This window comes from Niveibacterium sp., from assembly GCF_041909475.1.
Classification (GTDB): Bacteria; Pseudomonadota; Gammaproteobacteria; order Burkholderiales; family Rhodocyclaceae; genus Niveibacterium.
Window position 1 is genome coordinate 23,240 of record NZ_JAYRDJ010000034.1, and the last position, 19,610, is coordinate 42,849.

A 19,610-nucleotide genomic window follows, 5' to 3' on the forward strand; every position below is an offset into this window, starting at 1 on the left:
CTCCTTCAAACACTACAGGCGCGGTGCGCCGGCTGGGTGGAACAGGTTCGGGCTGCGCGCCGCGTTTCGATGAGTCGGCGCAGTGCTAGCAAACACCCCAGTACGAGGAAGCCGCCCGGCGGCAAGATCATCATCAGTGCCCCGGAGTAACCGGGAAGCACCCGCACTTCAAGAAAGGAGAAGGCCGGGCCAAGCAGCAGGCTTGCCTGGGCAAACAGCGTGCCCGCACCGATCAGCTCCCGCACCAGCCCCATCACCGTCAGCGCGAAGGTGAAGCCCAACCCCATCGCCAGGCCATCCACCGCAGACGCCAGCACGCCGTTCTTCGATGCAAAGGCCTCGGCTCGCCCGAGGATCGCGCAGTTCACGACGATCAGCGCGATGAACAGCCCCAGCACCTTGTGCAACCCATGCAGCCAGGCGTTCAGCGACATATCCACCAGCGTGACGAGGGTTGCGATCACGACGACGAAAACTGGAATCCGTACCTGGCTGCTGACGAAATTCCGGATGCTCGCGATCAACATGTTCGACACCACCAGCACAGCCGTCGTCGCCAGCCCCATGCCCAAGCCATTGGTGCCGGAAGTGGTGACCGCCATCGTTGGGCACATGGCCAGCAACTGCACGAACACGACGTTCTGATCCCACAGGCCATCGCGCCAGACGTGCGCAAGTGAGGTGGTATCGCATGCACTGCGCAGCTCGCTCATCGTGCGTCTCCCGAGATTTCCGCGCGATGCGCGTCGTAGAACTGAAGCCCCTCGCGCACCGCCTTCACCACTGCGCGCGGGGTGATCGTGGCGCCGGCAAACTGGTCGAACTCACCGCCATCCTTCTTCACCGCCCAGCGCGCAACCGGCATGCCGGCGAGCGACTTGTTCGTGAAGCTGTTGATCCAGCCCGATTTGGCAGCATCGATCTTGTCGCCCAGGCCAGGCGTTTCAGCATGCCGCAGCACACGCACGCCACTCACCACGCCGGCCGCATCCACGCCGATCAGGACCGCGATCTCGCCCGCATACCCGCGGGCGCTGAACTCGAACACCGCCGCGCTGAATACGCCAGCCTTGGTGCCGCGATAGACGGTGACGACACGCCCGCTCGCAGCCTTGATGACGCGAGCGTCGGCAAGCAGATCGTTGTCGACACACCCTGGCGGCAATACCTGCACCAGCGATTGTTTAAGGTCGTCCTGCGCCGCCTGCGTGATCGGTTCGCGCGTTGCTTCGTTAGCGAGCACCAACGCTGCGCTGGTGATGAAACTCGCGAACGCGAGCAGGATGCCCTGATAGGGAATACGGTCCCGCCATAGCGCGATGTTCATGAACGCCGCTCCTTCCCACTGGAAATCGGCGCGCCGCGCCAGGTACGCCCGTAAACGCGGGGTTTGATGACGCGGTCGATCACCGGCGTCAGGGCATTCATCAGCAACACTGCGAACGCCACGCCTTCCGGGTAGCCGCCGTAGGTGCGGATGAGCCAGGTCAGCAGCCCACAACCTGCACCGAACACAAGTTGCCCGCCGCGCGACGAGGGCGAGGTCACATAGTCGGTTGCGATGAAGAAGGCGCCAAGCACCGCACCGCCTGACAAGATGTGTGTACCCGCATCAAGGTAGCGTGCAGGGTTCGCGCCATGGGCGATCACGGCAGGCAGTGCAATGCCCAGCAGCATCGCAACCGGGATATGCCAGGTGATCAGCCCCATCAGCATCATGGCGAGCCCGCCTGCGGCAATCAGCGCCACGGCCGTTTCGCCCAGGCTCCCCGCGCGCAGGCCGGACCAGGACCACTGCGCCCCGTCGGAGAGCAGCTGGATCAGGCTCGCACCGCGCGACAGTTCTGTCTTTGCGTGGCCCAGCAGCGTTGCGCTCGTCATCGCGTCCGGCGCAGCGCCGCCGAAGGTGAGCTGCAGTGCATCGAACCAGCCTGGCGCATGAGCGACGCCAGCGGTCGGTGCCACCCAGACGGTCATCGCAACCGGGAAGGACACCAGTAACGCGACCCGCGCGACCATCGCCGGGTTGAACAGGTTACAGCCGATGCCACCGAACATCTGCTTTGCCACCACCGTTGCGAACAGCCCGCCGACGACACCCAGCCACCACGGCGCCCACGGCGGTAGTGACAGCGCGAGCAGCCAGCCGGTCAGCAGCGCAGAACCGTCCATCAGCGTAGGCAGCACCGGTTTGGCCATCAGGCGAAGGCTGACGGCTTCGCCCATCAGCGTGGCGACCACGGTGATCAACCAGACGTTGACGGCCGGCCAGCCGAAAAACCAGAAGCCACAGAGCGTTGCTGGCGCCAAGGCCAGCATCACCTTGAGCATCACCTTACCCACCGAGCCCAGCTCCCCCGCGTGAGGCGACGCCGCCACCGATGGCAGGCTGGCGGAAGCAATCATGTTCATCATGGGGTCTCCTGTGTGCCGGCCGCTGCGGCGGCTTGCTGGGCTGCGCGCGCAGCCTTGCGGCGCGCGGCCGCCTCGGCACGTTCGCGCGCTTCACGTTCGAGCCGGGCATTGCGTGCTTCGGCCAGTTCTCGGGTGAAGGCCAGCCGTTTCTTCTGCTGCGCGCGCGACCAGATCTCACCCTTCGCGTGCTGGAACGACTGCACCAGCGGCACACTGGACGGACACACATAAGCGCAGCAGCCGCACGCAAGGCAGTCGTCAAGCTGCAAGGCAGCGGCGCCGTCGTAGTCGCCCACGCGGATGCGCGCTGCGATTTCGAGTGGCTGCAAGCCCATCGGGCACGCTTTCACGCATGATCCGCATCGGATGCAGGCCGAAGGCGCCGGCCGTGAAATTTCGGCCGCGGTAAGTGCGAGCACGCCGCCACAGGCCTTGACCGTGGGCACCTGCGCGTGCGGCAAAGCGAGCCCCATCATCGGCCCACCCATCACCAGCCGTGCCGGCGCTTCCTTGAGGCCGACAAAGGCCAGCAGATCCTCGACCAGTACGCCCACCGGTGCGAGCACATTGCCAGGCCGCGCCACTGCGCCGCCGTTGACGGTGACAATGCGCCGATAGAGCGCCTCGCCATGGCGAAGCGCACGGTGGATCGCCGCGCAGGTGCTGACGTTGTTTACCAGCACGCCGATGCTGGCCGTGCGCGCGCCAGCGGGTACCTGGCGGCCTGTGAGCACTTCCACCAGCTGGCGATCCGACCCCATCGGGTAACGTGCGGGCACCGGGCAGACCCGGATTTGCGCGAACGGCGCCGCCGCCGCGCGCATCGCGGCAATTGCCTCCGGCTTGTTGTCCTCGATCCCGACCAGCGCGCTGGCGGCGCCGACCGCGTGCATCAGGATGCGCACGCCGTCGACCACCTCGTCGGCGCGGTTGCGCATCACGCTGTCGTCGCTCGACAGGTAGGGCTCGCACTCGCCACCGTTGATCACCAGCGTTTCGACGGCCAGCTTGCGACCAAGCTGCGCTTTGGGGGCGGACGGAAACGTGGCGCCCCCCAGGCCGACGATGCCGGCATCGGCGATGCGCCGCGTCACTTCGTCTGGCGGCAGCGCGAAGGGGTCGTCTGCTGCGCAGGCTTCGATCGCCTTGTCTTCGCCGTCGAGCGCAATCGTGATCGCATCGAAAGGCAGCCCCGAAGGGTGTGGTGCCGTGACCGGGCCAATTGCCGTGACCACCCCGGAGGATGGCGCATGCACCGGCGCCGACACGGTGCCCTGCGCAGCGCCGATCAACTGACCGCGCAGCACTTTGTCGCCCGGTGAGACTACCGCCTTCGCAGGGGCTCCAACGTGTTGCAGCAAAGGCACGCGCAGCGTGGCCGGCAGCGGCATCACCCGCAGCGGCTCGTCGGCCGCAGGGCGCTTGTGGTCGTTGTGCGGATGCACACCCCAGCGGCCACCGTTGATTTTGTCGAGAAGTCCCATGCGAGTGTTCCTCAGGCGAAGGCCGGCAGGGCCCAGTTCCAGTCCTGCAGGGTCTTGGGCTTTGCTTGCAGCCCGATCGCGCCGGTCGGGCAGGTTTCAACGCAAGCGCCGCAGCCAGTGCAGGCTTCGTGCAGCACACCATGAATCTGTTTGCTGGCGCCGAGGATTGCGTCGGTCGCGCAGGATCTGAGGCAACGACAGCAGCCGATACAGATTTCTTCCTGGATCGCAGCGAGCCGCGGCCCTTGGTCGGCGATACCGGCCATGTCGAGCGGGATCCCCAGCCTGGCGGCAATCGCCTGCGCCAGTGCGGCGCCGCCGCCGGGGCACACGGTGGCCGGCGCGTTGCCGGCAGCCAGCGCATCCGCAGCCGCCGCGCATCCAGCCAGGCCGCACTGGCCGCAGTTCGTGCCGGGCATCATCGCGGCAAGCTCCACCGCCAGATCGTCGGCCTCCACCGCAAAAACCCGCGCGGCAAGGCCCAGCAACAGGCCGAGCACCAGCCCCAGCGTGGAGAGAATGAATACGGGAGCGAGCATGGCAACCTCCGTCAATTGAAGTTGAGACCGGCGAAACCCATGAAGGCGAGCGCCAGAAGGCTGGCGAGCACGAAGCTCAGCGGCGGGCCTTCGAGCGCCTTCGGTACGCGCGCCAGCGCAAGGCGTTCGCGCAGGCCCGAGAACATCAGCATCGCGAGCGTGAAACCGAGTGCCGAGCCGAAGCCGTACACCACGCTCTTCACGAAACTGTTGCCGTCCTGCACGTTCAGCAGTGCGAGCCCGAGCACCGCGCAGTTGGTGGTGATCAGCGGCAGGAAGATGCCAAGCGACTGGTACAGCGCCGGCATCGTCTTCTTGATCACGGCCTCGATAAACTGCACGGTTGCGGCAATCACCACGATGAAGGTGAGGATGCGCAGAAATTCCAAACCGATCGGCTGCAGAATGAAGTGATCCAGCACCCAGCTGGCCGCCACCGCCACAGTGATCACGAAGGTGGTTGCGAGCCCCATGCCAAAGGCGCTTTCCATACTTTTGGAAACCCCCATGAAGGGGCACAGGCCAAGAAACTTGCTCATCACCACGTTGTTCACCAGCGCGGTGCTGACCAGAAGAATCAGGTATTCGCTCATGCGGTTCGAAGCCTCCTGCCCTGGATCCGCATGGAGCGTGCCAAGTCGATGCACGCCGCACCGGGGCAGTGCGCGAAGGCCGCGCCATCGGGCGCCGCAGCCGGATTTCCGCATGCGTTGATGGCGTCCGGAAGCGCCGATCGGCGTGTCGGGGATGCAACAAACCGAGCTTGTGTTGTGATGAATCCTCACAACGACGCCGGCATTTGATGTCGCTCAAGCGTGGCGATGGGGCGCGAGAATTCGGCACGGTTGCTGCATCGAAGCAGACGAGCGTTCAAACGAGGCCCGCCATGCCAGAGCAGAAGAAAACCGCCGAGAAGAAATCCGCGCGCCCCGCTGCCCGGAAGATCCCCGCCGCCTTGTTCCGTGCCGCGGTCGAGCAAGCAGACATCGCGATCTCGATCACCGATCCGCGCGCGCGGATCGAATATGTGAACCCGGCCTTCACGCGCGCAAGCGGCTACAGCGTCGCGGACGCGGTGGGCCAGCATCAATCGATCCTGTCAAACCACAGCACACCGCCCGAGGTGTACAAATCGATGTGGCGACAGATCACGGGTAAGGAAACCTGGAGCGGCCGACTGGTGAACCGGCGCAAGGACGGCGCGCCCTACCTTGCGGATCTGACCGTCACGCCGGTGCTCGATGAGGCGGGCCAGATCAGCCACTACTTGGGCTTGCATCGCGACATCACCGCGCTACACAAGCTCGAATGTGCGGTGCGCAACCAGAAGGCGCTGATCGAATCGGTGGTCGACGGGGCTCCGCTGGTGCTCGCGCTACTCGACATCAGCGACCGCGTGGTGCTCGACAACCTTGCGTACAAGGCGCTGATGTCGGATCTCGGCATGGCCGAACCGGCCAAGGTGCTGCTGGACGCGATTCGCAACGAACTGGGCAGCGGCTTCGGCCCCTTCAAACCAGGCAGCCACGCCTTCCTCGACCGCCAGGTGCGGCTCGACCGCCCCCACTGGCGTTCGCCGCGCTGGTTCTCGTGCTCGGCGGTATGGGTGGCTGCCGACAGCGACGAAGCCGACCACTTCTACGCCAGCAAGGGAGAGGCCTTTCTGCTGCTGGTCGCAACGGATGTGAGCCGTCAGGTACAGGAGCAGGAGAAAGCCCGCATCGCTGCGCTGCAGGCGGTGATGGCCGAGGAGAGCCGTCAGCAGGCGCTGCGCGAAAGCCTGTCGGCCGCCGTCTATCAGATGGAGGGGCCGCTCAACATCCTCGGCTCGGTGGTCAACATGATGGGCCGCCGCGGCTGCGACCCTGCGCAGGCGGCGCTCGCCGATGCGCTCAAGGCTGGCCAGGCTGCGCTCGAAACGCTGCGTGGGACGATTCCCGCGCGTGCGCCTGAGGCCAGCACCTCGGTCAACCTCAACGAGGTTGTGCGCGACGTACTGGACCTTTCCGCGGTGCGCCTGCTTACCGCAGGTGTCTCGGTCAGTTGGCAGCCGCAGCTGGTGCTGCCCGGCATCCAGGGCTCGCCCACGCGGCTGCGCGCGCTGCTCAAGGCGTTGGTGGACAACGCGATCGAAGCGATGAACGTGAAGGGCTGGCAACAGCGCGAGCTCAGCATCAGCACGCGCACCCGACACAACAGCCTGGAGGTGCGCGTGGAGGACAGCGGCCCGGGTTTGCCCGAGGCGCTTCGCCTGAAAGCCTTTGAGCCCTTCTTTAGCACCAAGAAGCAACTCGGTAGCCATCTGGGAACCGGGCTTCCCGCGGCACAACAAGTCGCGGTAGATCACGGCGGCAGCATCGAGTTGGGCAACGCTGCCAGCGGCGGTTGCACCGCCCTGCTGGTGCTGCCGCTACCCCCGCAGACGCGCGCCCCGGCGCCGATGCACGACAGTCGCGAGATCGGATAAGCCATGGATACCGAAGGCGCACTCCACCGCATCCAGCTCGAAACGCTCTACCGTGTGAGCGTAATTCTTTCGCGCACACTCGACGTCAAGCAAGCCCCGCAGGAAGTGCTGCGCGTGCTGGAGGAATCCGCTGGTCTTACGCGCGGCATGATCAGCGTGCTCGATTCCGACAGCGGCGAACTGGTTGTCAACGCCTTGCAGGGTGTAGAAGCCGACGAGTTCGAGCCGGTTCGCTACCAGTCCGGCGAGGGGGTGCTGGGCCTGATTCTTGAAGAGGGCAAGACGGTCGCCCTGCCCTCGATCGCCAGCAACCCGCGCTTTCTGAACCGGCTCGGCATCTACGAGCGGCGTCTCCCCTTCATCGCGGCGCCCATTCATGTCGGCGGTACGCTGCATGGCGCGCTGGCGGTTCAGCCCAACCGGCTGGACGACGGCCAGCTGGCGGTGCGCGCCCGCTTCGTGGAAATGGTCGCCAACCTGATCAGCCAGAGCGTGAAGCTCTCGCTCGATGTGGCGCAGGAAAAAGAGACTATCGCCGAGGAGCGCGACACCCTGCGCCGTGCCGTGCGCGGTCAGCATGGTTTCGACAACATGGTCGGCCACTCCACCGCGATGCGACGCATCTTCGAGCAGATCCGCATGGTGTCGAAGTGGAACACCACGGTGCTGATCCGCGGCGAGACAGGCACCGGCAAGGAGCTGATCGCCAACGCAATCCACTACAACTCGCCGCGGGGCCGCGGGCCTTACGTGAGGCTCAACTGCGCCTCACTGCCCGAGAACCTGCTCGAATCCGAACTCTTCGGGCACGAAAAAGGCGCCTTCACCGGCGCCGTAGCGTCGCGCAAGGGCCGATTCGAGATGGCCGACGGCGGCACGATCTTCCTCGACGAAATCGGCGAGATCTCGCCCGCCTTCCAGGCCAAGTTGCTGCGCGTACTGCAGGAAGGCGAACTCGAGCGCGTGGGCGGTGGCCGCACGATGAAGGTGGATGTGCGCGTCATCGCGGCAACCCATCGTGACCTCGAAGACGCGGTCGACGACGGCAAGTTCCGCGAGGATCTTTATTTCCGCCTCAACGTGATGCCGATTACCGTGCCGCCACTGCGCGAGCGCCTGGAGGATGTGCCTGAAATTGCCCGCCACCTGATCGGCCGAATCGGCCGGCAACAAGGGCGCCCGCTCGATCTGAGCGAATCTGCAATCACGCGGCTGATGCAATACAGCTGGCCTGGCAATGTGCGCGAACTCGAAAACTGCCTGGAGCGCGCCGCGGTGATGTCGGAGAGTGGCCACATCGACTGCGAGTTGATCCGCATCGACCGCCAGCGCGAACTCTCTGCCGCTGCTGCGGCCAACCGTATCGATCTGGACGACCCGAATCTCGACGAGCGCGGCCGCGTGATCGCCGCGCTTGAACAGGCCGGCTGGGTTCAGGCCAAGGCGGCGCGCCTGCTCAACATGACCCCGCGGCAGATCGCCTACCGCGTGCAGACCCTGGGCATCGAGGTGAAGCAGTTCTGAGCATGACGGCTGCGAAGCGGCCCGAGCAGGGTGCCTCGCAGTCCGTCGTTAAACGCGCAATCAGGCGCTCAGATCACCAGGTGATAGCGCAGGTTGTCGAAATACGACTTGTTCGGCCACTGTGCAGCATCTGCCTGACAAGAGAAGCGCACCCGAGCAATGGTGCGGGACGGCATGCTGACTGCCAGCGTCTTCCAGCCATCGCCCGCCGACGCCCCTGGCAACGTGCCGACGTAATACGACGCGGCAATGCGCTTGCCTTGACGGTCATAGGCCTCCAGAAAGGGCCGCCCGGTGGTGTTTATCATCTCGCCCGGACATGGTGTCTCGCATACCGGATAAGCGTCGATCGACACCGTATCGGTCGGCCTGTCGAACAGCACATCGATCGCGCCTTCCCGCGCATAGAAGCAGGGCGTGGTGCCCGGCGCATGAATCGACACGCCGTTCGAGCCACCCACGTAAACCTGTTTGCGCACATAGGCCGGGCCGCTGGTGAGCGGGTTGATCATCGTGAGCCCATACACCTCGCTGGCCAGCGCCCCCTCGGGTACCGGTTGTCCTGCCAGATCGGTGTCGAAGTCCATCAGCACCATCACATCGATACGAGGAATATCGGGGCCAACCTTGATCGGCGGGCGCAGTTTCGGTCTATCAACCACTGCCGGGTCCCCCGCCCCTTGCGAGCGGAGCCACTGCACAAGCGCCGGAGTCGCTTCGGCCGCCGGATCGCGGATCAGATCCGCAAGCATGCGGTTGCTGCGGGCAAGGACTGGTTTGCCCGTGTCGGGCCCTTGCGGGCGCAGTTTTTCAAGAATCGCGTTCATGATGTCCCCCTTGCAGATCAGAAGAGGGCAGCGCGGCGGCTGTAACGCTCACAACGGTCGACGCGTGCCCTTGGCAACACGCCATTTCTGCTACCAGTGTAGACCCGGCATCGCGTCGGCGCCGGCTTACTGCTTGGCGGGATTGCGCTAGGGCCGCGCCGTCGAGATTGCGCCACGATAGCTCAAGCGGATGTGCTCACTCATGCCATGGGCTAGTTCGCGTTCGCCAAGGAACACCTTGGCGCGACTCTCGCTGGCAAGCAGATCAGCCTCTTCCTCATTATGACTGCGCAGCACCACGGCGATGGTCGGATTGAGCGTCTGCGCGATCTCGACCATCTTGCGTACGCTCACCGCATCCGGCACTGCAATCACCAGCATTGCGGCGCGCGCAATGTGGGCCTGGATCAGCACCTCTGGGGTGCTGGCATCGCCGCTCACCGCCGGGATGCCATCCTTGCGCAGCGCATCGATACGCTCGCGGTTCTCATCGGCTACCACGAAGGGGATGTGCTCTTCGCGCAACATCGCAGCGATGCGGCGGCCGACGCGCCCATAGCCGACCAACACCACCTGCCCGGTCAGCAGCGCCTGGTCGGTGGACATCGGCAATTGCGCGAGCGGATCGTCACGCTGGTCGAGCCGCCGTGCCAGCGCCGAGCGTTTGCGCACCCAGGCCTGCAGTGGCTCCAGCGCGGCGAAAATCGCGGCGTTGGCGGCGATCGAAATCAGCGCGCCTGCGAGTACCAGGCTCTGGCCCTCAGCCGGCATCAAGCCGAGTGCCACGCCGAGCCCGGCGAGAATGAAGGAAAACTCACCGATCTGCGCAAGGCTGGCGCCTACCGTCAACGCGGTATTGAGCGGATAGCGGAACAGCAGCACCAGCGCGACCGCCGCAATCGTCTTGCCCACCATGATGATCGCCACCACGGCAAGCACCTTGAGTGGCTGCGCCCATACCACAGACGGGTCAAACAACATGCCGACCGATACGAAGAACAGCACCGCGAAGGCGTCGCGCAGCGGCAGCGATTCGTCAGCCGCGCGATGGCTGAATTCCGACTCGCGCATCATCATGCCGGCAAAGAACGCGCCCAGCGCGAACGAAACGTCGAACAGCTTGGCCGCACCGAAGGCTACGCCGACCGCCGTAGCCACCACACTGAGCGTGAACAGTTCCTGCGACCCGGTGCGCGCAACCCACCACAACAACTTAGGCAGCACGCGGCGCCCCACCACCAGCATCAAGGCGATGAAGGCGCAGACCTTGAGCAAGGTGACGGCCACCGTTTGCCAGATATCGTTCGTTGCGACACCCGCCGCGCCGCCGCCTTCGACCCCGCGCAGCACGCCGGCCAGCGCCGGCAGCAGCACGAGCACCAGCACCATCACAAGGTCTTCCACCACCAGCCAGCCCACCGCAATCTGGCCGTTGACCGACTTCAGCAGCCCCCTGCCCTCCAGCGCTCTCAACAGCACCACGGTGCTGGCAACCGACAGACACAGCCCGAACACCAGCGCACCACCAAGGCTCCAGCCCCACAGCAGCGCTGTCGTCATGCCGAACGCAACCGCCACGAGGATCTGCACGATCGCGCCGGGCACCGCGATCCGGCGGACCGCCATCAAGTCGCTCACCGAGAAATGCAGGCCGACGCCGAACATCAGCAGCATCACGCCGATTTCCGCCAGCTGACTCGCAAGCCCCACATCGGCCACAAAGCCCGGCGTCGCCGGCCCGATCATCACGCCGGCAAGCAAGTAGCCCACCAGCGGCGGCATATGCAGGCGCGTGGCGGCGAATCCAAGCAGCAGTGCAAGGCCGAACCCCGCGGCAATGGTGGCAATCAGGCTGACGTCATGGGGCATCGTTCGGGCTGTTCCTCGTGAGGTATGGCGCGCCACGGGAATCGCAGCGCCAAGTAAGGGAGCGCGCGCGGCGCAAAAAGGTTCCGGCGGAACAAGATTTGTTCAGGCAATGCCCGACGCGCCCCGGTGCGTGGCGTTTCACTGCATCGAGTGCAGGCCGATCATGTTGCCGTCCGGGTCGCTCACCAAGGCGATGAACCCGTACTGGCCGATCGCGAACTTCTCCTTGAACACGCAGCCACCGCCCGCCTTCACCCGCGCCGCCTCAACGGCGCAGTCCGCGCAACTGAAGTACACCAGCGTGCTGTTACCGCCGGACGGACAGCCATCCATCTTCACCAGTGCCCCCGAGGCGCCCGGCACATCGGCCATCGGGAAGGCCAACATCTCCATGCCAGGGCTCTCCAACGCCTGCAGGGACACACCGAATACGCCCTCGTAGAACGCCTTGGCACGGGCCATGTCCTGCACATAAATTTCGAACCAACCAACCGGATTGCGTTGCATGTTTGCCTCTCCTTCAAAGATCTGGGACGGCCACCGTCGCACTTTGGCCTGAACTAAGCATCGGATACCGTCGCCCCCGCTTCAAGCCAATCGTGCCCCTGTTTCATTGCAGGGGGCGCCGTTGCTTCATCTCATAGAGGCTCGGCAGGTCCGCTTGCGCGCGAAGTAGCACCAGCCGGGGTCGTTCCGCCCCATCATGGCCGCCAACGCGGTATCGTTGCGCCCTTTGTTTCATCCCGGTTTCGCATCGCCATGTCTCAGCCCAGCTTCACCCCCGACAGCTACGCCGCCCAACTCGCCCCCAAGGTGGCGCAATTCAAACGTGACTTCGCGCCTTTCGGCCTGCCCGAACCCGCGGTGTTCGAATCGGCGGCGCAGCATTACCGGATGCGGGCCGAGTTCCGCATGTGGCACCACGGCGACCGTGTCGACTACGCAATGTGGGAAGCCGTGGACCCGAAACAGCCGGTGCTGCTGGAAGACTTTCCGACCGCTTCGGCCGCGATCTGTGCCGCGATGCCAGTGCTGCGCGACGCGGTGATCGCCTCGCCCGAGCTCAAGCGCAAGCTCTTCCAGGTGAATTTCCTTTCGACGCTCAGCGGCGAGATGCTGATCACGCTGATCTACCACCGCAAGCTCGACGAAGCCTGGGAGGCCGCCGCACGCGAACTGGCGGCGAAGATGCAGGTACTGCTGATCGGCCGCAGCCACAAGCAGAAGATCGTGCTGGAGCGCGACTGGGTACTTGAGGCCTTTGAGGTGGATGGCCGCCCGCTACGCTACCAGCAGATCGAGGGCAGCTTCAGCCAACCCAACGGCGGCATGAACCGGCAAATGCTCGGCTGGGCCTGCCAGCAAGCCAAGACCCTCGGCGGCGATCTGCTGGAACTCTACTGCGGCAACGGCAACTTCACCGTCGCGCTGGCGCCGCACTTCGAGCGCGTGCTGGCCACCGAGGTCAGCAAGTCCTCGGTCCGCGCAGCCGCGTACAATCTGGAAGCCAACGACGTCGGCAACGTCGCCTTCGCGCGGCTTTCGAGCGACGAAATGAGCGACGCGCTGGCGCGGGTGCGGCCGTTCCGCCGCCTCAAGGACATCGACCTCGACAGCTATCGCTTCAGCACCCTGTTCGTCGATCCGCCACGCAGCGGCCTTGACGAAACCACGCTGAAGATGGCGGCGGGCTTCGATCGCATCCTCTACATCTCGTGCAACCCGCAAACGCTGCGCGACAACGTCGAGGCGCTGCACGCAACCCACCGGATCGACGCCGCCGCGGTGTTCGACCAGTTCCCCTACACCCATCACCTCGAATGCGGTTTGCTGCTCACACGCCGGGGCTGAGCACGACCCGACCTGTGCGCTTTCCCACATCGCACTGTGTAGGCTAAGCGACACTGCGGCGGGCCAACCGCGCGGACGGCCCGCCGCAGCACTGTTCGCGCAGATCGGCACGGCAATTGCTGAACCGGAGACACACATCCTCCGGAGCGCCTCATGCCGACGCCTACCCCCCCGAACACGGCCACCAAGGCCAGCGGATGCGCCAGCGGGCGCTGCGGCTCCAGCGCGAGTCAGATCGACGAATTGGATGCCAGCGTCGCGCAGCGCGTGCAGGACCACCCCTGCTACTCCGAAGAAGCACACAAGTACTTCGCACGCATGCACGTCGCAGTCGCCCCGGCCTGCAACATCCAGTGCAACTACTGCAACCGCAAGTACGACTGCAGCAACGAGTCGCGGCCTGGCGTGGTGTCAGAGGTACTGACCGCGGCGCAGGCGGTGAAGAAAACGCTCGCAGTGGCGGCCGCGATTCCGCAGATGAGCGTGCTAGGCATCGCCGGCCCCGGCGATGCGCTCGCGAATCCCGAGCGAACCTTCGCCACCTTCGCCGAACTCTCGCAACGTGCGCCGGACCTGAAGCTGTGCCTCTCCACCAACGGGCTGATGTTGCCGCAGTACGTCGACCAGATCGCTGCGTATCACGTTGACCACGTCACGATCACGATCAACTGCATCGACCCTGACATCGGCGCGCAGATCTACCCGTGGATATTCTGGCAGCACCGCCGGATCACCGGGCGCGAAGCCGCCGAGATCCTCATCGCGCAGCAGCTGCGCGGGCTTGAGATGCTGGTCGCACGCGGCATTCTGGTGAAAGTGAACTCGGTGATGATTCCCGGCATCAACGACCGGCACCTGAAGGAAGTCTCACGCATCGTGCGCGCAAAAGGCGCCTTCCTGCACAACGTGATGCCGCTGATATCCGACCCAGCGCACGGCACGCACTTCGGCCTCACCGGCCAGCGCGGCCCTACCCCGCAGGAGCTCAAAACCTTGCAGGACGAATGCGCCGGCGACATGAACATGATGCGCCACTGCCAGCAATGCAGGGCTGACGCGGTGGGCATGCTCGGTGAGGATCGCGGCGCCGAGTTCACGCTCGAGAAAGTCGAGGCGATGCAGATCGACGAGCACGCCGCGATGGGTCGCCGGCTCGCACTACGCGCCGCAATCAATGCCGAACTGGCCGAAAAGCGCGCGGCGCGCCATGACGCCAGCGCGCAGGTGATCGCACTTCACCGTCCGGTCGCAAACATCGGCCGGGCTGTACGCATGGCCGTGGCAAGCAGCACCGGGGCGGAAATCGACACCCACTTCGGTCACGCCAAGCACTTCCATATCTTCGAGGTCAGCGCCGAGGAGATCCGGGCGCTGGGCACTCGCGCCGCCGCGCAGTACTGCGGTGGCGAGGCGGACTGCGGCGAAGCCGACAACACGCTCGCCCGCACGCTGGCCGCGCTGTCCGACTGCGAAGTGATGCTCTGCGCCCGGATTGGTATCGAACCCTGGAGCAAGCTCGAAGCCGCAGGCATCCGCCCCGACGGCGCCCACGCAATGGAACCCGTCGCGTCAGCGCTGCACGAAGCGTGGAAAACGATGCTCGACAACGGGCAACTCGCGGCTGCGCCCGCCAGCCAGCGTCGCGCTTAACCCGGGGTAGCGGCATGGCACTCGAAATCGTTGCGGGCTGCGTCAATTGCTGGGCCTGTGTCACGCTGTGTCCGCACCAGGCAATCTTCGAAGCCCGGCCACATTTTCTGATCAACTCCGATCGCTGCACCGAGTGCATCGACACGCACGCCACGCCGCAGTGCGCCGCGATCTGCCCGATCGAGGGCGTGATCATCGACGAACTGGGCACGCCCCTTAACCCGCCCGGCTCGCTGTCGCCGGCTGCCCGCGACGGATGAGTCCGCATCGTGGCTCACCCGGACGAAGCGCGGGAAATGCCATGGCCGACGCCACAGATCGCTTGGCCGCCAGCCGAAGCAGCCGCGCGCGTTCGCGCGCACGCGCGGGGCGCACTGCTCGGTCTGGCGCTCGGCGACGCGTTGGGCGCCACGGTGGAATTCATGACGCCGCGCGAGATTCGCACGCAGTATGGCCGCCACACGCAGATCCGCGGCGGCGGCTGGCTCAAGCTGGCGCCCGGTCAGGTCACCGACGACACCACCATGGCCTTCGCCGTCGCCGAAGCGCTGATCCGCAACCGCCATCCGACTGCAGAGGACTACGCCCGCGCGTTCGACGCATGGATGCGCAGCAAGCCGGTCGACGTCGGCAACACGGTACGGCGCGGCATCACACGCTATCGGCGCACCGGTGAAGCCTGCGTGCCACCTTCCGATGACGCAGGCAACGGCGCCACCATGCGCTGCGCCCCGGTCGCAATCGCACTGCTCGGCGCGCCCTCAGAGTCGTTGCACGACGCCGCAATCGCGCAAGCACGCGTCACGCATCACAACCCACTCACCGACGCCGCCACCGTCTGCGTCGTCCGCATGATCCAGGCGGGCATCGTCGGCCACGGCATCCGCGGCGTGATCGCCCTCGCCCATGAACTCGTGAAGACTCAGCCCGCCTTCCACTTCCGTGGCAAGCCAGCACTCAACCCGAGTGGCTACATCGTCGACACCATGCGCGCGGTGTTGCAAGCCATCGACACCACCGACAACTTCGAAGCAGCGCTGATCGACGTCGTCAACCGCGGCGGCGACGCCGACACCACCGGCGCCATCACAGGCGCAATACTCGGTGCGCTGTACGGAGAGCAGTGCTTGCCGGGCTACTGGCAATCAGCCCTGCAAGCCACCATTGCCGCGCAATGCCGAACCTACGCCGACCGGCTCGCCAAAGCCTGATGCACGGCGATTTCCGAACCGCAAAAGCGCGGGGCGAGAACGCCTGGCACAAAGCAAAAAGCCCAACCACTTTCGTGATTGGGCCTTCGCTTCAAACTGGTTGCGGGGACAGGATTTGAACCTGTGACCTTCGGGTTATGAGCCCGACGAGCTGCCAGACTGCTCCACCCCGCGTCGGAGAAGAAGAATTATGGATTAACGCGTTTTTAATGTCAACCCACGAATTCAATAAATTTTTTGGTGCCGACAGTAGGACTTGAACCCACGACCTTCGGTTTACAAAACCGCTGCTCTACCAACTGAGCTATGCCGGCGCCGGAGGTGGCGGATTATACATATTCGCGCTGCGGATGCTACGACTGTCGTGCTATCTTTTTCCGCTGCGCACCATTTCCTTCATGGCGGCCTCAGGAAAGCACATTGATGACGCGTCAGACACTCCGTGTTCTGTTGGTGGAAGACAACGAGGACGACGCGATCCTGCTACTCGCGCGCCTGCGCCGTGCCGGTTTCGATGTGATCTCTGAACGGGTCGAGACACCACAAGCTCTGGATGCGGCGCTGAGTCGAGGCTCTTGGGATCTGATTCTTTCGGACTACAAGCTTCCGGGCTTCTCGGGCATCGCCGCGCTCGAGCAGGTGCAGGCGCGCAAGATCGACGTGCCGTTCTTCATCATCTCTGGAACGATCGATGATGAGACGGCCTCGTCTGCGATGCGTGCAGGGGCTCAGGACTACCTCAGCAAGGACCGGCTTGATCGGCTGATTCCAGCCGTCGAGCGCGAGTTGCGTGAGGCGCGCATGCGTAGCGAACGCCTGGCGGCGATCGAAGCTGCGCGGGATCATGAAGCGAGACTTGGCGCTCTCGCCGCGAACATTCCGGGCGCGGCATTCCAGATGACCCGCAACGACGACGGGCGCATTTCAATTGAGTACCTGAGTGAAGGCGCGCTGTTTTTGTTTGAGGTACCGCTCGATGCGCTGATCGGCGATGGCGCCCAACTGCTCGGGATGGTGCTGGCAGACGACAGGCCCGGGCTGGATGAAGCGCTGGCGGAGTGCTCCGCGCGACTCGCGACGCTGAACTGGGAAGGCCGTATCCGCGTCCCCGGACGCGACGTCAAATGGATCAACCTGCGCGCAACGCCAACCCGGCTGGATTCGCAATCAACGCGCTGGGAAGGCGTGATGTGGAACATCACCCACAGCAAGCAGTCTCAAGCCGATTTGTCGGCATCGCGTGCCCAGCTGGCCGAGTTGTCGAACCACCTGCAGAGCGTGAAGGAGGAGGAGCGGGAGCGCATTGCGCGTGACATCCACGATGTGCTCGGCGGCCTGCTGGTGGGCATCAAGATTGAACTGTCGTTGCTTGCGAGCCGACTTGAGAGCGATCCGGCGCAAGGGGCGCGCGCCAAGCGCATCGCAGGGCTGGTCGACGAGGCGATCACCACGGCGGGCCGCGTTGCGCGCGAGCTGCGCCCGGGCATCCTCAAGGAATTCGGGCTTGCCGCAGCAATTGAGAGCCATGCAGAGGATTTCTCCCTGCGCACCGGGCTTCGCTGCAACGTGCTGTGTGCGGACCACGATATCGAATGCGCCGAGGACGCCAGCATTGCGATCTTCCGCGTCTTTCAGGAGACCCTCACCAACGTCGCCAAGCATGCCCAGGCGAAAGAGGTTACGGTGCGGTTGATGCAGGAAGGTGACGAAGTGCTGCTGCAGGTGACCGACGACGGCGTCGGCATCCGCAGCGCGGACTTTTCGAAACCACGCTCTTTCGGCTTGCGCGGCATGCGTGAGCGTGTAGCAAGCCTTGGTGGCAGCGTTGACATCCGCGCCTTGTCGCCCCACGGCACTCAGATGGTTTTGCGCGCCCCCGTTGCGCAGCCGGGTACCCATTCGCTGCAGGAAAACGCCCGAGGTTGAGCATGAACGCACCGACGATACGTGTACTGATAGCCGACGACCACGCCATCGTGCGCCAGGGCCTGCGTGCGATTCTTTCGGATACCACCGACATGATTGTGGCGGGCGAAGCGGAAAATGGTGTCCGCGCCCTGCAACTGTTGCGCGACGGCGCATGGGATGTGGTGCTGATGGATGTGAACATGCCCGACCGCAACGGCATCGACACACTGAAACTGGTGAAGAAGGAATTCCCGAAACTGCCGGTGCTGATGTTGTCGATGCACCCGGAAGAGCAGTACGCGGTGCGGGCACTCAAGGCCGGCGCCTCGGGCTATCTGTCAAAGCAGAGCGCGCCGGAACAACTGGTGCTCGCAATCCGCCAGGTCGCATCGGGCAAGAAGTACGTCAGCGCCGAGGTGGCGGAGCAGCTGGCAACGGCCATCACAGAAGACGACCGCGCGCCCCATGAAAGGCTGTCCGATCGCGAATACCAGACCCTCTGCATGATCGCCTCGGGCAAAACACTCACGCAGATCGGCGAAGAACTCAATCTCAGCGTCAAGACAGTCAGCGTCTATCGAGCACGCTTGCTTGAGAAGATGAAGCTGAAGAACAACGCGGAGCTAACGCATTACGGGCTCAAGCACGGCCTGGTTGAGTAGCGACTGCGGGGCACTCAAGATGTGCCGGCAGATGCCGTAGGCACTGCATGCCCCTCGACACTCCGGGTACCCCATGAACCAGCCCGCCCAAAGCCCTTCCGAGATTGCCCGCGAGGTGCTCAAGCGCCTTGCAGTGAGCCGCGTTCCACCAACGCCAGACAACTTCCGTTCGATCTATCACCAGATTGCCGGTACCACGCCGGACGAGGAATTCCCGGCGCGCGAGTTCAAGAACTTCGCCGCCGAGTTGCCGCGCGATCGCCCCGAACAGCTGCGTTTGGCGCGTCGGTTCGAGGGCGCAGTCAGCGAAGGCAACTGGGATAGCTTCCACAGCCGCATGCTGCAGCTGTTCCAGGAAATCACCGAAGAGACACCTCCTTGGGCGAGCCTGATCCGCGATCTGCTGACACAACTGGAGCGCCGCCACGCCAACCTGACGCCCAAGCGCAAGGCAGAAGCGCTCGAGCATGTCCTCAGCGCAAGTCAGGCCGACGCGCAGCAGTTGTTCAACCGCTTGCAGGGCCTGATTCGCGGCTGGTCCGCCGATAGCACCGCCGACTCCATCGTCCTCGTCGACAGCCCTGCGGAGGCGGCGGCCGAGACCGCAAGCGCCATGCCCGCCCCGCAAGCAGCGGCGGCAAGCGCGAAATCCGTTGCGCATACGGCGAGCCTTGCAGACAGCCTCGATGTTCGTCGCCTGATCGCGCAAGTGCTTGAAGAAGCCATCGGCGGCCTGTTGATCGAGACACCCGAACTCAGCTCGATGGCCGGTCAGCTTGCGACGGAACTACGCCAGCCGAGCAAGGACTTCGATGCAGAGGGATTTACGAAGCGGCTGCGCGCATTTGCCTATAAGGTTGAATGGGTCGTGCGGGATCAGGCCGGCATTCGCCAGGCACTGCTTCGGCTGCTGCAACTGATTATCGAGAACATCGGCGACCTTGTGGCCGACGACAGCTGGGTGCACGGCCAAGTCGAGGGCGTGTTGCAGGTAACGAATGGCCCGCTCGATCGTGACGCGATCGACGAGATGGGCAAACGGCTGCGCGATGTCATCCTAAAACAAGGGGTGCTGAAGAAGAGCCTGACGGACGCCCAGGAGCGGCTCAAGGCAATGCTCTCGGGCTTCGTTGATCATCTATCGGACATCTATGTCTCCACCGGGGGCTATCGCGACCGGATGGAGCATTGCGCAGCACAGGT

General features: G+C 64.6%; 17 protein-coding genes, 2 tRNA genes and 1 pseudogene. 9 read left to right on the forward strand and 11 right to left on the reverse strand.

The window, feature by feature from the left end:
- Positions 1 to 5: 5 nt before the first annotated feature.
- From ACE3P0_RS17580 to rsxA, 6 genes are read right to left on the reverse strand one after another with little or no spacing between them, the layout of a single operon-like run.
- Positions 6 to 713, reverse strand: a complete 708-nt coding sequence (locus tag ACE3P0_RS17580; protein ID WP_374404047.1) for an electron transport complex subunit E — start codon at positions 711 to 713, stop codon at positions 6 to 8.
- Entirely contained in the window at positions 710 to 1,327 is a 618-nt protein-coding gene (gene rsxG, locus ACE3P0_RS17585) for an electron transport complex subunit RsxG (RefSeq protein ID WP_374404048.1), read from the reverse strand. The genes ACE3P0_RS17580 and rsxG overlap by 4 nt, the downstream gene beginning before the upstream one ends.
- Positions 1,324 to 2,415, reverse strand: coding sequence for an RnfABCDGE type electron transport complex subunit D (locus ACE3P0_RS17590; RefSeq protein WP_374404049.1), 1,092 nt, complete (start codon positions 2,413 to 2,415; stop codon positions 1,324 to 1,326). Before ACE3P0_RS17590 ends, rsxG begins: the two co-directional genes overlap by 4 nt.
- Positions 2,412 to 3,899: an electron transport complex subunit RsxC gene (rsxC, locus tag ACE3P0_RS17595; RefSeq protein ID WP_374404050.1), complete on the reverse strand. Its 1,488-nt coding sequence runs from the start codon at positions 3,897 to 3,899 to the stop codon at positions 2,412 to 2,414. Before rsxC ends, ACE3P0_RS17590 begins: the two co-directional genes overlap by 4 nt.
- 11 nt (positions 3,900 to 3,910) lie before the next feature.
- The gene (locus ACE3P0_RS17600) at positions 3,911 to 4,438 is read right to left on the reverse strand and encodes an RnfABCDGE type electron transport complex subunit B (protein ID WP_374404051.1); all 528 of its coding nucleotides are present in this window, start codon (positions 4,436 to 4,438) and stop codon (positions 3,911 to 3,913) included.
- Between the two features lie 11 nt (positions 4,439 to 4,449).
- On the reverse strand, positions 4,450 to 5,031 hold the full coding sequence (gene rsxA, locus ACE3P0_RS17605) for an electron transport complex subunit RsxA (protein ID WP_374404052.1): 582 nt from the start codon (positions 5,029 to 5,031) through the stop codon (positions 4,450 to 4,452).
- A gap of 293 nt (positions 5,032 to 5,324) precedes the next feature.
- On the opposite strand from rsxA, the gene nifL reads away from it, so the two are divergent.
- The gene (nifL, locus tag ACE3P0_RS17610; RefSeq protein ID WP_374404055.1) at positions 5,325 to 6,905 is read left to right on the forward strand and encodes a nitrogen fixation negative regulator NifL; all 1,581 of its coding nucleotides are present in this window, start codon (positions 5,325 to 5,327) and stop codon (positions 6,903 to 6,905) included.
- A 3-nt stretch (positions 6,906 to 6,908) separates the two neighbouring features.
- Entirely contained in the window at positions 6,909 to 8,429 is a 1,521-nt protein-coding gene (gene nifA, locus ACE3P0_RS17615; protein ID WP_374404056.1) for a nif-specific transcriptional activator NifA, read from the forward strand.
- A gap of 68 nt (positions 8,430 to 8,497) precedes the next feature.
- Here nifA and ACE3P0_RS17620 read toward each other — a convergent pair whose 3' ends face one another.
- From ACE3P0_RS17620 to ACE3P0_RS17630, 3 genes are all read right to left on the reverse strand, one after another.
- Positions 8,498 to 9,256 carry a hypothetical protein gene (locus tag ACE3P0_RS17620; RefSeq protein ID WP_374404057.1) on the reverse strand — a complete coding sequence of 253 codons (759 nt, stop codon included), beginning with the start codon at positions 9,254 to 9,256 and terminating at the stop codon, positions 8,498 to 8,500.
- A 147-nt stretch (positions 9,257 to 9,403) separates the two neighbouring features.
- Complete coding sequence (ybaL, locus tag ACE3P0_RS17625; RefSeq protein ID WP_374404058.1) at positions 9,404 to 11,125, reverse strand: YbaL family putative K(+) efflux transporter; 1,722 nt, start codon at positions 11,123 to 11,125, stop codon at positions 9,404 to 9,406.
- A 138-nt stretch (positions 11,126 to 11,263) separates the two neighbouring features.
- The gene (locus ACE3P0_RS17630; protein WP_374404059.1) at positions 11,264 to 11,632 is read right to left on the reverse strand and encodes a VOC family protein; all 369 of its coding nucleotides are present in this window, start codon (positions 11,630 to 11,632) and stop codon (positions 11,264 to 11,266) included.
- A gap of 252 nt (positions 11,633 to 11,884) precedes the next feature.
- On the opposite strand from ACE3P0_RS17630, the gene trmA reads away from it, so the two are divergent.
- From trmA to draG, 4 genes are all read left to right on the forward strand, one after another.
- On the forward strand, positions 11,885 to 12,976 hold the full coding sequence (trmA, locus tag ACE3P0_RS17635; RefSeq protein WP_374404060.1) for a tRNA (uridine(54)-C5)-methyltransferase TrmA: 1,092 nt from the start codon (positions 11,885 to 11,887) through the stop codon (positions 12,974 to 12,976).
- 153 nt (positions 12,977 to 13,129) lie between these two features.
- A complete protein-coding gene (nifB, locus tag ACE3P0_RS17640; protein ID WP_374404061.1) occupies positions 13,130 to 14,626 on the forward strand; it encodes a nitrogenase cofactor biosynthesis protein NifB in 1,497 nt (498 codons plus the stop codon).
- Between the two features lie 14 nt (positions 14,627 to 14,640).
- Entirely contained in the window at positions 14,641 to 14,886 is a 246-nt protein-coding gene (locus ACE3P0_RS17645; RefSeq protein ID WP_374404062.1) for a ferredoxin, read from the forward strand.
- Between the two features lie 9 nt (positions 14,887 to 14,895).
- On the forward strand, positions 14,896 to 15,837 hold the full coding sequence (draG, locus tag ACE3P0_RS17650) for an ADP-ribosyl-[dinitrogen reductase] hydrolase (RefSeq protein ID WP_374404063.1): 942 nt from the start codon (positions 14,896 to 14,898) through the stop codon (positions 15,835 to 15,837).
- Positions 15,838 to 15,934: 97 nt separating this feature from the next.
- Here the strand turns inward: draG and ACE3P0_RS17655 are convergent.
- Positions 15,935 to 16,011, reverse strand: a tRNA-Met gene (locus ACE3P0_RS17655).
- Between the two features lie 64 nt (positions 16,012 to 16,075).
- Positions 16,076 to 16,151 (reverse strand) — tRNA-Thr (locus ACE3P0_RS17660).
- A gap of 109 nt (positions 16,152 to 16,260) precedes the next feature.
- On the opposite strand from ACE3P0_RS17660, the gene ACE3P0_RS17665 reads away from it, so the two are divergent.
- The 3 genes and pseudogenes from ACE3P0_RS17665 to ACE3P0_RS17675 form a co-directional block, all read left to right on the forward strand.
- Positions 16,261 to 17,763 (forward strand): response regulator, encoded by a 1,503-nt coding sequence (locus ACE3P0_RS17665; RefSeq protein ID WP_374404064.1) that lies wholly within the window; start codon positions 16,261 to 16,263, stop codon positions 17,761 to 17,763.
- Between the two features lie 2 nt (positions 17,764 to 17,765).
- Positions 17,766 to 18,407, forward strand: a complete 642-nt coding sequence (locus ACE3P0_RS17670) for a response regulator (RefSeq protein WP_374404065.1) — start codon at positions 17,766 to 17,768, stop codon at positions 18,405 to 18,407.
- Positions 18,408 to 18,480: 73 nt separating this feature from the next.
- Positions 18,481 to 19,610: pseudogene (locus ACE3P0_RS17675) on the forward strand (GGDEF domain-containing protein); the annotation flags it as partial.

What these genes read in the sequence shown, in the direction of transcription:
- ACE3P0_RS17580 (WP_374404047.1), bottom strand. Translation starts at nt 713, where the DNA reads ATGAGCGAGCTGCGCAGTGCATGCGATACCACCTCACTTGCGCACGTC.
- rsxG (WP_374404048.1), bottom strand. Translation starts at nt 1,327, where the DNA reads ATGAACATCGCGCTATGGCGGGACCGTATTCCCTATCAGGGCATCCTG.
- ACE3P0_RS17590 (WP_374404049.1), bottom strand. Translation starts at nt 2,415, where the DNA reads ATGATGAACATGATTGCTTCCGCCAGCCTGCCATCGGTGGCGGCGTCG.
- rsxC (WP_374404050.1), bottom strand. Translation starts at nt 3,899, where the DNA reads ATGGGACTTCTCGACAAAATCAACGGTGGCCGCTGGGGTGTGCATCCG.
- ACE3P0_RS17600 (WP_374404051.1), bottom strand. Translation starts at nt 4,438, where the DNA reads ATGCTCGCTCCCGTATTCATTCTCTCCACGCTGGGGCTGGTGCTCGGC.
- rsxA (WP_374404052.1), bottom strand. Translation starts at nt 5,031, where the DNA reads ATGAGCGAATACCTGATTCTTCTGGTCAGCACCGCGCTGGTGAACAAC.
- nifL (WP_374404055.1), top strand. Translation starts at nt 5,325, where the DNA reads ATGCCAGAGCAGAAGAAAACCGCCGAGAAGAAATCCGCGCGCCCCGCT.
- nifA (WP_374404056.1), top strand. Translation starts at nt 6,909, where the DNA reads ATGGATACCGAAGGCGCACTCCACCGCATCCAGCTCGAAACGCTCTAC.
- ACE3P0_RS17620 (WP_374404057.1), bottom strand. Translation starts at nt 9,256, where the DNA reads ATGAACGCGATTCTTGAAAAACTGCGCCCGCAAGGGCCCGACACGGGC.
- ybaL (WP_374404058.1), bottom strand. Translation starts at nt 11,125, where the DNA reads ATGCCCCATGACGTCAGCCTGATTGCCACCATTGCCGCGGGGTTCGGC.
- ACE3P0_RS17630 (WP_374404059.1), bottom strand. Translation starts at nt 11,632, where the DNA reads ATGCAACGCAATCCGGTTGGTTGGTTCGAAATTTATGTGCAGGACATG.
- trmA (WP_374404060.1), top strand. Translation starts at nt 11,885, where the DNA reads ATGTCTCAGCCCAGCTTCACCCCCGACAGCTACGCCGCCCAACTCGCC.
- nifB (WP_374404061.1), top strand. Translation starts at nt 13,130, where the DNA reads ATGCCGACGCCTACCCCCCCGAACACGGCCACCAAGGCCAGCGGATGC.
- ACE3P0_RS17645 (WP_374404062.1), top strand. Translation starts at nt 14,641, where the DNA reads ATGGCACTCGAAATCGTTGCGGGCTGCGTCAATTGCTGGGCCTGTGTC.
- ACE3P0_RS17665 (WP_374404064.1), top strand. Translation starts at nt 16,261, where the DNA reads ATGACGCGTCAGACACTCCGTGTTCTGTTGGTGGAAGACAACGAGGAC.
- ACE3P0_RS17670 (WP_374404065.1), top strand. Translation starts at nt 17,766, where the DNA reads ATGAACGCACCGACGATACGTGTACTGATAGCCGACGACCACGCCATC.